Source organism: Tritonibacter scottomollicae, from assembly GCF_003003215.1.
GTDB lineage: Bacteria > Pseudomonadota > Alphaproteobacteria > Rhodobacterales > Rhodobacteraceae > Epibacterium > Epibacterium scottomollicae.
Genome location: NZ_PVUF01000005.1, coordinates 75,475 through 91,704, shown reverse-complemented (window position 1 = coordinate 91,704; position 16,230 = coordinate 75,475). Strand labels below are relative to the sequence as shown.

Here is a 16,230-nt window from a genome sequence, read left to right as displayed (position 1 = left end):
AGCAATTAAAACCAATGAGGATGGGCCAATGTCCGACTTCACCAAATCCCGTTTTACCCTGTCCCGCCGCGCGTTGATGAGCGGTGCGGCAGCAACATTGGCAACACCAGGATTGCTGCGTGCGCAATCCGGTGATGCCTTCCCGGCCTCGGAGCCTGCAATTCGTGAAAAGATCCCGGTGCAGCGCAACGTGTCCTCCTTCCAGCAACAGCGCTGGCAAGATCACTTTGAAACACTGGGTGTGGGCTGCCTGCTGGCCGATATCGAGAGTCGCGCCCTGCATTACTGGGGCGGTGATGGCGAGAGCTATTTCCTGTTCCCCTCTTCGGTCCCGATGAGCGAAGAGCTGACACGCCGCGGCTATTCCAAGATCGTGCGCAAGCGGGAGGAGCCAAGCTGGACGCCGACCGCCAATATGCGCGAACGCGATCCCACGCTGCCCCGGCGGATCGAAGGCGGCGTGCCCGGCAATCCGCTCGGCACCCGCGCCATGTATCTCGACTGGCCCGCGTATCTGGTCCACGGCACCCATGACACGCGCAAGATTGGCCGGCAGAGTTCGTCCGGCTGTATCGGGCTTTACAATCAGCATGTGGAAAAACTCTATCCGATGGTGAAAATCGGCACCCAGGTTCGCCTGCTCTAAGCCGATATTTCGCCGCGCAAGAACAGAGCAGCCGCGCCCGGGTTTCGGACGCGGCTGTTTGCGTTCATCGGCTCTGATCTCCTGAGGATCAGGCGGCGGAAATCCCCATGGTCTTGGGCCGGTTGCCGTCGATGTAGTTTTGAAAGGCCTTTTCGAGCAGCCGTTCGAAATCCCGTGTATAGCCCTTGGTATCAAACAGCGGCGCATCGCTGTGGGATGCCGCCAGACGGGCGCGGATGTCGGCCAGATAGTCCGGATCCTGCGCCACGCGCAGCGCCACATCGTGATATTTTTTCTCTGTCGTGGTGACCAGATCCTCCAGCCCGGCGGCCGTCAGGATACTGCCTGCCACACGGGCGGCAAATTGCTCGCCGGTCTTTGTGACCACCGGCAGCCCGGCCCAAAGCGCATCGCTGGCCGTGGTATGGGCGTTAACATTGAACGTATCCAGAAACAGATCGGCGTGTTTTAGTCGGGCCAGATGAACATCCGGCTTGACGCGCCGGGCGGGAATGATCCGGTGTCCGTCAACGCCACGCCGTTCGGCCTCTCTGCGCAGCGGTTCCGTGATCTCGCCTTTTCCGCAATAGAACCACAGGACGCTATCCGGCACCTCTTTCATGAGCTTCATCCAGATATCAAACTCGCGCGGGGTGACCTTGTAGGGGCTATTGAAGGAGGAAAACACAAAGCCATCTTCCGGCAGACCGTGACTGGCGCGCGTATCATCGACCTGAGCGATATAGCGCTCCTCGTCATTGGGCTGATAGCAATGCGGCATATACAGGATGTTTTCAGTGTAGTGCTTGCGCAGGGTCGATGGAATGGTGATGCGGTCAGCCACCATGTAATCCATCGACTTCAATCCCGTTGTGCCGGGATAGCCAAGATAGGACACTTGCACCGGTGCAACGCGACTGTTGAACATGTCGAGGCGACCACCTTCGGTAAAGCCCTTGAGATCCACTGCAATATCCAGCTCGTCCCGGGTTGCCTGCTCCACCAGTTCGTCTGTGGCCATGTGGCGGACATCTCGGAACACATCAGCACTCTCTCGCGCGCGTTCATGTGCAAGATCACACAGTTTGGACCCGTAGTCATATAGATAGAGCTCGAACCGTCTGCGGTCATGGGTTTCCAACAGCCCCACCATCAGCTGCATGGTCGCATGATTGTAAAAATCATTGGAGAAGTATCCGATACGGATCTTTTGCCCCTCCGCTCGCTGACCGGTGAATATCGGCGCCTTGACCGGGTTGGTATGCTTGGCCTGTACCATGGAAATCGAGCGCTGCTTCTGGAAGTCACCGTCATCGCACAACGACAGGAATGCAAAGGGATCAGATAGGATGCCGACCTTGTTAAACTGCTTGAGATAGGTCGGGATCTTGTCAAAATCGTCCCAGCGCAGGTGGTGGGCCTTGAGGTGCATCATCCGTGCCAGCGCGATGTAATTCTTGGGATCGAACTTCACCGCGATCTCGAAATAATCGATCGCCTCCTCGAACTTTTGCATTCGCATCAAGAGCGTACCCACCAAAGCGTAATGGCCGCTCTCCTTCGGCTCCAGTTTCACTGCCCTCAGGATACTTGCCAAAGCGTCGAGCAGACGGGCGGAATCCTTCATCAGCAGTTCGCAAAGAAGCGCATGCGCAGTCGCGTTATCCGGCTCCAACGAGATGGCCTGCCGCAACACTGCTTCCCCGCTCTTGACCTCATGCTTCATCATATCCGCTCGCGCTTTTTTCAGGAGCTTCTGAACGGTTTCTTTTGTCTGTTCGCCCTTGGCCTGATTGGCACGTAGCCCGTGTTTCATCTCATAGGCAAATTTCGCACGTTCCTGCGACGTGACGGATGAGGCGAATTTCTCGAACTCTGGAAACTGCGGCTTTGTATCCCGCATCACGGCGAGCTTGCTGGTTTGATTGGGCTGCGACACGAGGACCACGCTCCTTCTCAGACTACTGATTTGCACTTGCTCCTGACGGAAACACTAGTGCCTTTGGACTAAAGTAGTGACGGCGAGGTCTTAAAATTTCCCTCAAATCCGACGCGAATTCGTGGAAAAATTATGACGGCTCCCCCTCAAATGATGCAGTTCTCGGCACCAGTGCAGGACCATCTTGCAGTTCCGCATGTTGAAGTGTGGCCCTGAGAGGCGTAATAAATAAACAGTTGTTCAATTCTTGTGGCCCGCTCCGCGGCCGCTCATGATACGGGGGAGGAGAGCCCATGGACTTCGCAATGACAGAAGAGCAGACGGCCATTTTCGATATGGCGTATGGCTTCGGGCAGGAACACATCGCGCCATTTGCCCGCCAGTGGGAAGCAGAGGGCACCATCCCAAAAGATCTGTGGCCCAAAGTCGGCGAGCTGGGGTTTGGATCCCTTTACGTCAGCGAAGAATCGGGCGGCTCTGGCCTGTCGCGCCTTGATGCAACTCTGGTGTTTGAGGCGCTGTCGATGGCCTGCCCCTCCGTGGCGGCGTTTCTGTCGATCCACAACATGTGCGCCAAGATGCTTGATATGTTCGCCAGCGATGAACTCAAAGCCCGCGTGATGCCCGATGTCATGAGCCTCAACACTGTCCTGAGCTACTGCCTGACAGAGCCGGGCTCCGGTTCCGATGCCGCCTCACTCAAGACCCGCGCCACGCGCAATGATGAGGGCTATGTCCTCAACGGCACCAAGGCGTTCATCTCCGGCGGCGGCTACTCCGACGCTTATGTCTGCATGGTGCGCACCGGCGAAGATGGCCCCAAGGGGATCTCCACCGTCTATGTCGAGGATGGCACACCGGGTCTGTCCTTTGGCGGCCTTGAAGACAAGATGGGCTGGAAGAGCCAGCCGACCGCGCAGGTGCAGTTTGACGACTGTCGCGTGCCCGCCGGCAACCTCGTGGGGGAAGAGGGTCACGGCTTCAAATATGCCATGAAGGGTCTCGATGGTGGGCGTTTGAACATCGCCGCCTGCTCGCTGGGGGCGGCGCAGACCGGCCTGACCAACACCCTGAAATATATGGCAGAGCGCAAGGCCTTCGGCACATCCATCGACCAATTCCAAGGGCTGCAATTCCGCCTTGCGGATATGGAAATCGAATTGCAGGCCGCCCGCACCTTCCTGCGCCAGGCGGCATGGAAGCTCGATCAGGGCGCACCTGACGCCTCCAAGTTCTGCGCCATGGCGAAGAAATTCGTCACCGAAACCGGGTCGAACGTTGTGGATCAGTGCCTGCAATTGCACGGTGGCTACGGCTATCTCGCAGATTACGGCATCGAAAAACTGGTGCGGGACCTGCGCGTGCATCAGATCCTTGAAGGCACAAATGAAATCATGCGCGTGATTGTTGCCCGCCATATGCTGGCGGAAAACCACTAATCACGCCTAACAGGAGGCCGCACGCCATGAGCGACATCCACATCCGTATCGAAGGCCGCGCGGGGCGGATCACCCTGACCCGCGAAAAGGCCCTGAACGCACTGTCTTATGACATGTGTCTTGCGATTGACGCCGCGCTCAAGGACTGGGCCAAGGACGACAACGTGGCGCTGGTGGTGTTTGACGCCGCCGGAGACAAGGCCTTCTGCGCGGGCGGCGATATTGCCGAACTCTATGAGACCGGCACCAAGGGCGACTTTACCTATGGTCGCACCTTCTGGCGCGATGAATACCGCATGAACGCCCGCATCTTCGAGTATCCAAAACCGGTGGTGAGCTTCCTTCAGGGGTTCACCATGGGCGGCGGCGTCGGCATCGGCTGTCACGGCACCCACCGCGTCGTTGGCAACAGCTCCCAGCTCTCGATGCCGGAATGTGGCATCGGCCTCGTGCCCGACGTGGGCGGCTCACTGCTGTTGTCACTGGCACCGGGGCGACTGGGCGAATATCTCGGCACCACCGGCCATCGGATGACTTCGGGCGATGCGGTCTATGCGGGATTTGCCGACCTCTACATCCCCGAGGATCACTGGCCCGCACTGATCGCAACGCTCGCTGAAACCGGCGATGTCGCCGCCCTTGAGGCCGCCGCACAGCAAGCGCCAGAAAGCGCGCTAAAGGCGATGCAGGCCGACATTGACGCCACATTCGCAGGTGAGACCTCGGCCGATATCCTGACCGCGCTCAAGTCACGCGATGATGAATTTGCCGCAGGTTGCCTCAAGGCGCTCTCGCGCGGCTCGCCGCTGTCGTTCGCCACCACAGTGGAGATGATCCACCGTCTGCGCGCAACCACCACGACCATGCGCAGCGCCTTGGATCTGGAGTATCGTTTCACCTATCGTGCGATGGAGAAAGGCGACCTCCTGGAAGGGGTGCGGGCGCTGATCATCGACAAGGATAAATCGCCCAAGTGGCAATACGCCGACGGCCCTGTGCCTGCCGTCGCGGTGAGCCAGATGCTCCAGCCGCTCGGGCGAGACGCGCTGAGTTTTGAGGAGGACTGAACACATGAAAATCGGATTTATCGGACTTGGCAACATGGGCGGCCCGATGGCGGCAAACCTCGCCAAGGCAGGCCATGACGTGACGGGCTTTGATATGGCGGACGTCGCCATCGAAGGCGTCACCATGGCCAAGAGTGCCGCCGAGGCCGCAACGGGCGCAGATGTGGTCATCACCATGCTGCCCAATGGCGACATCCTGCGTCATGTGGCCTCCGAGATTGTCCCCGCCATGAGCGCGGGCGCGGCCTTCGTCGACTGCTCCACCGTGGATGTGGACAGCGCGCGCGCCGTGGCCGATCAGGCAGCGGAGGCTGGACTTCTGTCTGTCGATGCCCCCGTCTCCGGCGGCATTGGTGGCGCGGCGGGCGGCACTTTGACCTTCATGGCGGGCGGCTCGACCGAGGCCTTTGCCAAGGCTGCGCCACTGTTTGACATCATGGGCCAAAAGGCCGTGCATTGCGGCGAGGCCGGGGCCGGTCAGGCCGCAAAGATCTGTAACAACATGATCCTCGGCGTCACCATGATTGCCACCTGCGAGGCCTTTGCACTGGCCGACAAACTGGGCCTCGACCGGCAGAAAATGTTCGATGTGGTCTCGACCTCCTCGGGCTACAGCTGGTCGATGAACGCCTATTGCCCGGCCCCCGGTGTGGGTCCGCAATCGCCTGCAGACAATGGCTACCAGCCGGGCTTTGCCGCCGATCTGATGCTGAAGGATCTGCGTCTGTCACAACAAGCTGCAGGCAGCGCCGATGCTGATACCCCGATGGGTCAACTGGCCGAAGCGCTCTATACCCAGTTCGTCGACAATGAGGACGGCAAGGGCAAGGATTTCTCCGCCATGCTGCCCCGGCTTGAGAAACGCGGCCGCGGCTAAGACGCCCCCAACTGGATGAGCGCCACCCGCGTGGCCTCATCCGCCGGAAACATGCACTCGATCCGCAGCTCCGACAGGGCGATATCCTCGACCGTTCCAAACTGTGACATCGCCGAGAAGAACGACAGCACCTGACCTGCGATCCGATACCGGGTCGGGATCATCGGCGGTGTCGGCGCCCCATCCGTCGCCTGCGCACCGCGGTTTCTCAGACATTGCATATGGCGCTCGATCACATCGTCCCGCCCGAAGTGCGACAGTTCACTGCGCAACCGCTGCAGGATCAACCGTTCCACCTCTGCAAGGTTGACGATATTGCTGCGCAGGCTGTCATTGTGCAGCAGCGCCTCAAGCAGACTGTCCTCGACGCCCAGCCCCACGGGCCCCATCAGCCGCTGCAGCGGCGCATTCAGCGCCAGCACCCGCCAGTGCCGATCCAGCGCCATCGCCGGATAGGGGGCATGACGCTCCAGCATCCAATCGACCGCCTCCCGCACCGGCGCCAGGTCGGCCTCCGTCAGACGGCGCGCACCATAGGCGGGCGCGAATCCGGCGGCTGACAGCAGGCCATTGATCTCCACCTGTGGCAGCCTCAACTCCGTGCTCAGACGCAATACCATGTCGCGGCTGGGCTGCGCCCGCCCGGTTTCGAGGAATGAGACATGTCGAGCCGAAACCTCTGCCGCGAGAGCGAGATCGAGCTGGCTCATCCGACGCAGCTGCCGCCATTCCCTCAACCGATCGCTGAAATCACCCATATCAGCCCTGCCCTTCATTCACGGCCACTTGGCCTTGGACACGGCCATACACTTACCTGCGACGTAATTGAAGCAGCGCCCTTGCCCGTTCATGTTCCACACGAACCTCAAAATGAGAGAACGAACGCCATGAGACATGATCTTGCAACGCACGTGCTGCGTATCGCCGCGATCGGAACCGCGATATTCGGCCTTGCCCTGATGCTGGCGCCGCACACGCCGATCGAACCTGCCGCGCTTGCTTTTGTCGACATCGCGTTCCTGCCCTTTGACGGCGCGCAGGACGTCGATCACGAAGTGACCCAACTTATGCTGGCGATCTCAGGCGGTGTGCTGATCGGCCTTGCTGTGGCGGTCTGGCAAGTCACCACGCTGATATTCCCACGAGATCCAGCGCTGACCCGCCGCATCCTGCTGCCAACCTTACTGGCGTGGTATGTGCCGGACAGCCTGGGTTCTGTCTTGTCCGGCGCTCCGTTTAATGTGGTGATGAACACCGGCTTCCTTGCCTTGTTCCTGATCCCGCTGCTGCTGGCGCGCACCGCACCATCCGGGGACCAACAGATCCGCACCGAATAGGTCTGTGGTCACGTCCGTGGACACGTGCAGCACAGCGGCACCACAGGACGAGGGGTGCAAGATCCCCTCGCCCCGGCTTCATTACTCTGCGGCAACCTTCTTGCGCGCCTTGGCAGCGAGCATTGGCTTCAGGTAGTATCCTGTGTGGCTGCGCGGCTCTTCCGCCACCTTTTCCGGCGTGCCGGTGGCGACGATCTCACCACCACCATCGCCGCCCTCGGGACCGATATCAATCAGCCAGTCAGCGGTTTTGATCACATCGAGGTTGTGCTCAATCACCACCACGGAATTGCCCTGTTCGACAAGTTCATGCAGCACTTCCAACAGCTTGCGCACATCCTCGAAATGCAGACCCGTGGTCGGCTCATCGAGAATATAGAGCGTCCGACCGGTGGAGCGCTTCGCCAGTTCCTTTGACAATTTCACCCGCTGCGCCTCACCGCCCGAGAGCGTCGTGGCCTGCTGGCCGACCTTGATATAGCCAAGCCCCACCCGCATCAGCGCGTCCATCTTGTCGCGGATCGTCGGCACGGCAGCAAAGAATTCCTGGGCGTCTTCCACAGTCATATCAAGCACATCGGCAATACTTTTGCCCTTGAACTTGATCTCAAGCGTCTCGCGGTTGTAGCGCGCGCCCTGACAGGTCTCGCAGGTGACATAGACGTCGGGCAAGAAGTGCATCTCGACCTTCAGAACCCCGTCACCCTGACAGGCCTCGCAGCGCCCGCCCTTGACGTTGAAGGAGAACCGCCCCGGTTTATACCCGCGAGTCTTGGCCTCCGGCAGACCAGCAAACCAGTCGCGGATCGGGGTAAAGGCGCCGGTATAGGTCGCGGGGTTGGATCTTGGGGTACGCCCGATAGGGCGCTGGTCGATGTCGATCACCTTGTCCAGATGCTCCAGCCCCTTGATCGTCTCGCAAGGTGCAGGCGTCTGGCGCGCCCCGTTGAGGCGCATGGAGGCGGTTTTGAACAGCGTCTCAATGGTCAGGGTCGACTTGCCGCCGCCCGACACGCCGGTGACGCAGACAAATTTGCCCAGCGGGAATTCGGCGGTGACGTTTTTCAGGTTGTTGCCGGTGGCCTTCACCACCTTGATCTTCTTCTTGTTGCCCTTGCGCCGTGTGGCAGGCACCTCGATCTCGCGCGTTCCGGCCAGATACTGCCCGGTCACCGAGCCCGTGTCGCCCTCAACGGCGGCAGGCGTGCCGTGGCTCACCACCTGCCCACCGTGCACACCGGCGCCCGGGCCAATGTCAAAGACGTAATCGGCCTGACGGATCATATCCTCGTCATGTTCCACTACGATCACCGTATTGCCCTGATCGCGCAGGTTCTTGAGCGTGGTGATCAGCCGGTCATTGTCTCGCTGGTGCAGACCGATGGACGGTTCGTCCAGCACATAAAGCACCCCCGTCAGACCGGAGCCGATCTGGCTCGCCAGACGAATGCGCTGGCTTTCCCCGCCCGAGAGCGTGCCTGCGTTGCGGCTGAGGGTCAGATACTCCAACCCCACATTGTTGAGGAACCCGAGACGCTCGCGGATTTCCTTAACGATGGCGCGGGCGATCTCCTGCTTTTGCGCGGTGAGGTGGCTCGGCACCTCTTCGATCCACGCCAGCGCCTCGCGGATGGATTTCTCCACCACCTGCCCCACGTGCAGACGATGCTCTGCCGCGCCTCCTGCGGGGCCGATTTTCACCGCCAGCGCCTCTTCGCGCAGACGGTAACCGCCACAATGGCCGCAATCACGGTTGTTCTGGTAGCGCTCGAACTCCTCGCGCACCCAGTTGGAATCCGTCTCGCGATAACGGCGTTCCATATTGGGGATCACGCCTTCAAAGACGCGGGTCACGTTGTAGACGCGGCCGCCTTCGTCATAGCGAAAGGCAATTTCCTCGTCGCCGGAGCCATGCAGGAACACCTGTTTCACATGCGCGGGCAAATCCTTCCACGGCGTGTTCTTGTCGAACTCATAGTGGTTGGCGATCGCCTCGATGGTTTGCAGAAAATAGGGCGATTTGCCCTTGCGCCAGGGCGCCAGCGCACCGTCATAGATCTTCAGCCCCTGATCGGGCACCACGAGGCGTTCGTCAAAGAACAGCTCCACGCCAAGGCCATCGCAATGCGGGCAGGCCCCGAAGGGCGCGTTGAAGGAAAACAGCCGCGGCTCGATCTCCGGGATGGTGAAACCACTGACCGGGCAGGCAAAATTCTCAGAGAACGTGATCCGCTCCGGGTCGCCCTCACGCGGGGCGGTCTCCAGAATGGCAATCCCATCAGCCAGATCCAGTGCGGTGCGCAGAGAGTCCGCCAGCCGCGTCTCCAGCCCTTCCTTCACCACCAGACGGTCGACCACCACGTCGATGTCGTGGCGGTATTTCTTGTCCAATGTCGGCGGCGTGTCGAGGTCATGGAACTCGCCGTCCACCTTCACCCGCTGAAACCCCTGCTTCCGGAGTTCGAGCATTTCCTTGCGATACTCGCCCTTGCGGTCGCGCACGATGGGCGCCAGCAGATAGCCGCGGGTGCCCTCCTCCAGCGTCATGATCCGGTCGACCATATCCTGCACCTGCTGCGCCTCGATGGGCTGGCCGGTGGCGGGGCTATAGGGCGTGCCAGCGCGGGCAAACAACAGACGCAGATAGTCGTAGATCTCCGTCACCGTGCCGACGGTGGAGCGCGGGTTCTTCGACGTGGTCTTTTGCTCGATGGAGATCGCCGGGCTCAGGCCCGAGATATGATCCACATCCGGCTTTTCCATCATATCGAGGAACTGGCGCGCATAGGCGCTGAGGGATTCAACGTAGCGGCGCTGCCCCTCGGCATAGATGGTGTCAAACGCAAGGCTCGATTTGCCCGATCCCGACAGGCCGGTAATCACCACCAGTTCATCGCGCGGAATGTCCACGTCGATGTTCTTGAGATTGTGCTCGCGCGCGCCGCGCACCTCGATATTCTTCAACTCAGCCATATCGCCCCCAAACTTTGCATTACACATAGGTGAGCAGTCGCGAGTCTCCAAGAGAAAATGCGGAACAGACAGGGAACGGCGTCAGATGTGCTGTCAGAAACTGTCAGCGGCCCAGCGGCGGCGCTGAGAAGCGAGGCCTTGATGTACCACCGCGCCACACAATAGCAGCAGCGCCACGGTCAACATCAACGCGCCATAGCCGCCAAATGCGATCACCGCGACAAACAGCGGCGTACCGATGGCATTGCCCAGATTGCCCGCCTGCGCCATGGCGCCATTTGCCTCTGATTGCGCGGCGGGGATGTCATTGAGCTGCGGCACGGCGGCAAAGCTTGCGCCCTGCACCAGCCCGAACCCCACCGCGAGCGCCATGCAGGCCAGCCAATGCCCCGGCATGGCCCAAAGCCACAGGATCGACGCCACACCAATCAGGAAGCCCATCTGCACCACCGTCACACCGGGTATCTGCCGGAGCAGCAGTGCGCCGATTGTCATCGACACCGCAATGGACACCAGCGGCATCGCCCCCATCACATGTGGGCGGATGCTCTCGTCGAGAAAAGGCGGCAGCACCGTCAGCACCGCCACAAAACAGCAGGTGTAGAACAGCCACCCCGCCGCCGGGGCGAGTTTGTAGGGGGACCGGTAGATGCTCAGATGCAAGGCGGGCAAGGCGGCGAGGTCCGGATAGCGCGTGCGGGCAGGCACCGGCACATCTCGCAGCGCCACATGCAGGATCACCGCAAGCACAGCCATGATCGCCGCATGGACGCCAAACAGCGCCAGCACGCCATAGGCATCGACCAGCGGCAGCCCGGCCCAGCTCAGGATCGAAAAGGCTACACCAAAAAAGGTGCTCCAGATCGTCAGCGCCAATCCGCGCGCCGGGCCGCTTGCCAGAATCGCCATCAGTGTCGGCGCGGCGACAACCACACCGAGATGCGAGATCCCCTCCACCACCCGCGTTAGCAGGAACAGGCCGAAGGGCAGATGCAGCGCCTGCAGGGCCGACATGACCGCGCCAAGCGCCAGCGCGCAGACCAGCGTGCGCCGATACCCAAAGGCCGAGACAAACAGCCCCGCCACCACGCCAAAGACGATCCCCAGCACTCCGACCAGCGACACGGTCCAGCCCATCGCCGCGCCAACACCGGGATAGAGCGCGGGCAGCCGGTCAAAGATCACCGCGATCTTGCCGTATTGCGCCGCAGCCCCCAAACCCGCCGCCCAGATCAGCAGCACCATGACCCAGTTTGTCCCACGATCCTGCTGCTGCATCCCGTCGCCCTCGCCCGCTGAAAATCAGCCGCCACCCTATGCCTGCGTCCCCCGGGACGCCAGACAACATGGCAGCTATTTTGTACCCACACAAACCGCATAAAAAAGGCCGGGCGAAACACCCGGCCTTTGAAAACATCCCAAGATGCGCAGATCAGAGGTGGATCACCCGGTCAAAGGCATCCAGCACACTTTCATGCATCATCTCCGACAGGGTCGGATGCGGGAAGACGGTATTCATCAGGTCCTCTTCAGTGGTCTCCAGCTGGCGACCAACCACATAGCCCTGGATCAGCTCGGTGACTTCCGCGCCGACCATATGCGCGCCCAACAGCTCGCCGGTTTTCTCGTCAAAGATGGTCTTGATCAGACCCTCCGGCTCGCCCAAGGCAATCGCCTTGCCGTTGCCGATAAAGGGAAAGCGGCCGACCTTGATCTTGTAGCCCAACTCCTTGGCCTTGGCTTCTGTGTAGCCGACCGAGGCCACCTGCGGCTGGCAATAGGTGCAGCCCGCGATGCTTTCTGGTTTCACCGGATGGGCGTGTTTGCCAGCGATCAGTTCGGCCACCATGACGCCCTCGTGGCTGGCCTTATGCGCAAGCCACGGCGCGCCGGCGATATCGCCAATGGCATAGACGCCATCGATACCGGTGCGGCAGTATTCATCGGTGATGACATGGGTGCGGTCGATCTTGACGCCCAGCTCTTCGAGGCCGAGGCCTTCGGTATTGCCGACGATGCCGACCGCAGAAATCACCGTGTCAAACTCGTGTTTCTCGACCTTGCCGCCGACTTCGATATGGGCGGTGACCTTGCCAGAGGCGCGGTCGAGCTTCTTGACCATCGCCTTTTGCATGATCTTCATGCCTTGTTTCTCGAACGCCTTCTTGGCGAATTTCGAGATTTCCTCGTCCTCCACCGGCAAGACACGATCCATCACCTCAACCACGGTCGTATCCGCGCCGAGCGTGTTGTAGAAACTGGCAAATTCGATGCCGATCGCGCCGGAGCCGATCACCAGCAGCTTTTTCGGCATGCGTTTGGGGTCGAGCGCATGCTTATAGGTCCAGACCAGATCGCCATCAGCCTCCAGCCCCGGCAGTTCCCGCGCCCGCGCACCGGTGGCGACGATGATATTCTTGCCCGTCAGCTCCTCGGTGCCCTTGTCGGTTTTGACGGACACCTTGCCCTTGGCAGGGATTGTCGCCGCGCCCATGACCACGTCGATCTTGTGCTTCTTCAGCAGACCTTTGACGCCCGCCGAGAGCTGCTTGGCCACACCGCGCGAGCGTTTGACCACCGCGCCGAGGTCATAGCCGATGTTTTCAGCCTTGAGGCCGAAGTCCTTCGCGCGCTCCATCAGGTGGAACACTTCCGACGAGCGCAACAGCGCCTTGGTCGGGATGCAGCCCCAGTTCAAACAGATGCCTCCAAGGTGCTCGCGCTCGACAACGCAGGTCTTCAGACCGAGCTGCGCGGCCCGGATTGCGGCGACATAGCCACCGGGGCCTGCGCCGATTACGATCACGTCATAGGATGCTGCGGCCATTGTGTTCCCTCATGAACAAAGATCCAAAACTAGTTTACCGTTAAACTAATTTCCTCGATGCCGCAACTGTCGAAGCAGAGCAGATACCAGTCCGGCCTCAGACTGCGGCGTCACATCATGCGACCCTAACAAGCAACACTGCGGGTTCAACCAAAAATCCGACTTCGCACCACCAACCGATGCGCCCGCCTATTATGGAAAAACCTGCGTCAGCGCATCCGAGCGCAGCAGCGCATTCACCGTGACGATCTTTTGCGCCGCAACCAAAGACCCGCATTGCGCGCTTGCACAGTCCTGCGGCGCATGCGCGGCGCTCAGCACCCTGTCACCCAGTTCAGTGTCAGCAGCAGTAAGACTGGCAAGCGTGACAGGCTCTGCCAGTTTCACCCCGGCTGACATCGCGGCCTCGTAAATCAGTTCTGCGCTGTAATAGGCGTCATTGCCGAGCAGAAACTGAACATCAAAGGGCGCACCAAACGCCACATTCAGCGCATACCGGGCCAGCGGTCCCTGTAATTGCTGGCCATCCTCAAGCGTGCTGGACAGGCTTTCAATGCGATAGACCGCATAGTCCGCTGGTGTCAGCTCTTCGACAAAGCGGTAAAGCATGACCTCTGTCACGCCCTCCGTCTCGTCGACATAGACCACCCGCGGCCCGCCACTGGAGGCACGCAATATCCCGATCGTCGCCCATGGTGCATCTGAGGCATGTTTGAGCACATCATCCGCGTCATTCAGGCCATTTCGAAAAATCAGATCACCCGGCCGCCAGTCCCATTCTGCCTCCGCCATGAGCCTTGCCCAATCTGGCTCATCCGACATCGCCGCTGAGGCCAGAGCCACGGCTCCTGCGACAATCATCCCGTGCAATTTCATTGCTCGTCCACCTCTCATCTCTGGCAGAGAATTGCACAGGCTTGCAGATTTCGGACAATCTATTCGCTGCTCTCTCACGCATGGCAGCTTCTCGCCCATGCAAACGCAAAAGCCCCGCCAGATGTATCGGCGGGGCTTTATAATGCTTCGGGATCAATCAGGTTCAGGCGATGGCCTGCAACTCCCGCACAGTGGAGCCGTAGCCACCGGCACTGACGTAATCCAGTTCCGGCGCGGTGCTGTGGCGGCTGAGCGCCTCGTTGCGATAGGGAAAACGGCCAAACAGGCGGATCACCTCGCGGTGCGCGCGCGCATGCAGCAGGTTCTGCGCGCCGGTCTTATCGAGGCGCTCATGGATCAGGCGCACGCAGCGTTCCTGATCGCACAGGCTCTCGGAATGCATCATCGGCAGATAGAAGAACTGCCGTGCAGGCTCGTCGATCTTCAGGTCCCATTTGCGATCCACGACTGCCTTGGCCGCAGACAGCGCCGCCTGATCCGACGCAAAGGCACGCCCCTGACCGCGGAACATATTGCGCGGAAACTGATCCATCAGGATGATATAGGCCAGTACACCGCTGGGATAGGTCAGCCAGAGCGAGTAGCTGCCCTCGCAAGCCTGTTTCCATGTGTCCTCGAACCGTGCGCGGATCTCTGCGTCCAGCGCATCGTCTTGCCGATACCAGCCTTGCTCGCCGACGTGATCGAGCCAAAATTCCAGTATCTGTTCAGGGCCTGCCATTGGTCTTTCTCCACCGGCTATAAAATTAACGTAACAGGTCCAAGATGAGCCTGATTCAGGGGGCGAGCACAAGTGACGTTAGGTTACAAAATCGGCCACCTCAGTCACTTTTGTGATGAGATGACCGTTTCCTGTGCGTGATTGCGCTATCAGTTTGGAGAAGCGGCGTTTTCTTGCTCTTCCAACTCGGTCTCGATGGCATATTCCTGTGCCAGTTCCACCGCGACCGACGTGGAGGACGGGCTCATGGCAGGCATGACACCGGTCTCATCCACGGGAATGGTTGCACGCTGCGTGGCGCGATATCCGGCGTAGACCACCAGAATGCCCAGCAGGACCGCCATGAACAGGAAGAACCCATTCGGGCCAGCGACGGAGTCCGACATCAGCCAACCGATGATGACCGGACCGCCACAAGCACCAAGCCCGTTGATAAAGATCAACCCGCCAGAGGCTGAGGCCATGTCGTCATGATCCAGAAAGTCGTTGGTATGCGCCAACAGCAAGGAATAGAGCGGATTGATCAGCCCACCGATGACAAAGGCCGAGACCAGCAGCAGCACGAACGAGCCACCAAGGAGCATCGCCAGCACCGACGTCACACTCGCCGTTCCGGCGACAAACATGATCAGCAGACGCCGGTCCATCCGATCCGAAAGAAAGCCCAGCGGGAACTGCATGAACAAGGCGCCGACATAGAAGCTTGCAGCAAACAGCGAGACCTGATGCAGCTTCATCCCGGCTTCGGTCGCGTACACCGCCGACATACCAAACTGCGCCGAGAACACGCCGCCAATCAGGAACATGCCGACACAGCCCAGAGGTGACGCCTTCATCAGCTCCTTCAGGGTCATCCGCTTTGCGGTGTCAAAGGCCGGCGTCGGCGAAATCGACAGCAGAATGGGCGCAAAGGAGATCGAAACCGCAATGGAGGCGATCACGAAGGGCAGATAGCCCGCCGGGTCACCGATCAGGATGAACCCCTGTGCGGCCACCAGCCCCAGCGTCATCACGATCATGTAGAGCGACAGCGCCTTGCCGCGGTTTTCATTGTCGGCTGCATTGTTGAGCCAGCTTTCCGCCGTGACGTACACCCCGGAGAAGCAGAAACCAACGATCAGACGGCCCAGCATCCAGACGACTGGGTTCGGCACGGCCGGATAGATCACCATCACAGCCGAGATCAGCGAGGCCAGTGCCGCAAACACCCGCACATGGCCCACGCGTCGGATCATGCCCGGCGACACCCAGGAGCCCAGCAGCAGTCCGACAAAATAGGTGGACATGACCAGCGACATGGTCAGCGTGGAGTAGCCTTCGATCCCCCCGCGCACACCCAAGAGCGTGCCCTGAAGACCGTTGCCCAGCATCAGTAGCCCGACCCCCATTAGAAGCGCCCAGGCACTCGACAGAACTTGCAACATGTCGTTTCGTCTCCTTCAATCTTTGTCAGGAGCCCGCCGGTTTAGACCGAACGAGGAGAGTTTCATGAACCCCTGGCGCGCGG

General features: G+C 60.3%; 13 protein-coding genes. 5 read left to right on the top strand and 8 right to left on the bottom strand.

Annotation, left to right across the window (positions count from 1 at the left end; genetic code table 11):
• Positions 1-28: 28 nt before the first annotated feature.
• Positions 29-646 (top strand): L,D-transpeptidase, encoded by a 618-nt coding sequence (locus CLV89_RS10195; RefSeq protein ID WP_106163561.1) that lies wholly within the window; start codon positions 29-31, stop codon positions 644-646.
• Between the two features lie 88 nt (positions 647-734).
• Here CLV89_RS10195 and CLV89_RS10190 read toward each other — a convergent pair whose 3' ends face one another.
• The gene (locus CLV89_RS10190; protein ID WP_106163728.1) at positions 735-2,585 is read right to left on the bottom strand and encodes an O-linked N-acetylglucosamine transferase, SPINDLY family protein; all 1,851 of its coding nucleotides are present in this window, start codon (positions 2,583-2,585) and stop codon (positions 735-737) included.
• A gap of 293 nt (positions 2,586-2,878) precedes the next feature.
• Between CLV89_RS10190 and CLV89_RS10185 the strand changes: the two genes are divergently transcribed.
• From CLV89_RS10185 to mmsB, 3 genes are read left to right on the top strand one after another with little or no spacing between them, the layout of a single operon-like run.
• Positions 2,879-4,024: an acyl-CoA dehydrogenase family protein gene (locus CLV89_RS10185; protein ID WP_106163560.1), complete on the top strand. Its 1,146-nt coding sequence runs from the start codon at positions 2,879-2,881 to the stop codon at positions 4,022-4,024.
• A gap of 26 nt (positions 4,025-4,050) precedes the next feature.
• Positions 4,051-5,091: an enoyl-CoA hydratase/isomerase family protein gene (locus tag CLV89_RS10180; RefSeq protein WP_106163559.1), complete on the top strand. Its 1,041-nt coding sequence runs from the start codon at positions 4,051-4,053 to the stop codon at positions 5,089-5,091.
• Positions 5,092-5,095: 4 nt separating this feature from the next.
• Positions 5,096-5,968: a 3-hydroxyisobutyrate dehydrogenase gene (gene mmsB, locus CLV89_RS10175; RefSeq protein WP_106163558.1), complete on the top strand. Its 873-nt coding sequence runs from the start codon at positions 5,096-5,098 to the stop codon at positions 5,966-5,968.
• On the opposite strand, the gene CLV89_RS10170 is transcribed toward mmsB, so the two are convergent.
• Positions 5,965-6,726, bottom strand: a complete 762-nt coding sequence (locus tag CLV89_RS10170) for a helix-turn-helix domain-containing protein (RefSeq protein WP_106163557.1) — start codon at positions 6,724-6,726, stop codon at positions 5,965-5,967. The two genes, mmsB and CLV89_RS10170, sit on opposite strands and share 4 nt — an antisense overlap.
• Positions 6,727-6,855: 129 nt before the next feature.
• Between CLV89_RS10170 and CLV89_RS10165 the strand changes: the two genes are divergently transcribed.
• Positions 6,856-7,305, top strand: a complete 450-nt coding sequence (locus CLV89_RS10165) for an excinuclease ABC subunit A (protein WP_106163556.1) — start codon at positions 6,856-6,858, stop codon at positions 7,303-7,305.
• A gap of 81 nt (positions 7,306-7,386) precedes the next feature.
• Here CLV89_RS10165 and uvrA read toward each other — a convergent pair whose 3' ends face one another.
• The 6 genes from uvrA to CLV89_RS10135 all read right to left on the bottom strand — a co-directional run bounded on the left by uvrA (position 7,387) and on the right by CLV89_RS10135 (position 16,147).
• Complete coding sequence (gene uvrA, locus CLV89_RS10160) at positions 7,387-10,278, bottom strand: excinuclease ABC subunit UvrA (RefSeq protein ID WP_106163727.1); 2,892 nt, start codon at positions 10,276-10,278, stop codon at positions 7,387-7,389.
• Between the two features lie 93 nt (positions 10,279-10,371).
• Positions 10,372-11,556, bottom strand: a complete 1,185-nt coding sequence (locus CLV89_RS10155; protein WP_106163555.1) for an MFS transporter — start codon at positions 11,554-11,556, stop codon at positions 10,372-10,374.
• Positions 11,557-11,710: 154 nt separating this feature from the next.
• Positions 11,711-13,105, bottom strand: a complete 1,395-nt coding sequence (gene lpdA, locus CLV89_RS10150) for a dihydrolipoyl dehydrogenase (protein ID WP_106163554.1) — start codon at positions 13,103-13,105, stop codon at positions 11,711-11,713.
• 192 nt (positions 13,106-13,297) lie between these two features.
• A complete protein-coding gene (locus tag CLV89_RS10145; RefSeq protein ID WP_106163553.1) occupies positions 13,298-13,981 on the bottom strand; it encodes a YiiX/YebB-like N1pC/P60 family cysteine hydrolase in 684 nt (227 codons plus the stop codon).
• 163 nt (positions 13,982-14,144) lie between these two features.
• The gene (locus tag CLV89_RS10140) at positions 14,145-14,723 is read right to left on the bottom strand and encodes a DUF924 family protein (RefSeq protein ID WP_106163552.1); all 579 of its coding nucleotides are present in this window, start codon (positions 14,721-14,723) and stop codon (positions 14,145-14,147) included.
• A gap of 149 nt (positions 14,724-14,872) precedes the next feature.
• The gene (locus CLV89_RS10135) at positions 14,873-16,147 is read right to left on the bottom strand and encodes an MFS transporter (protein ID WP_106163551.1); all 1,275 of its coding nucleotides are present in this window, start codon (positions 16,145-16,147) and stop codon (positions 14,873-14,875) included.
• Between the last annotated feature and the right edge of the window lie 83 nt (positions 16,148-16,230).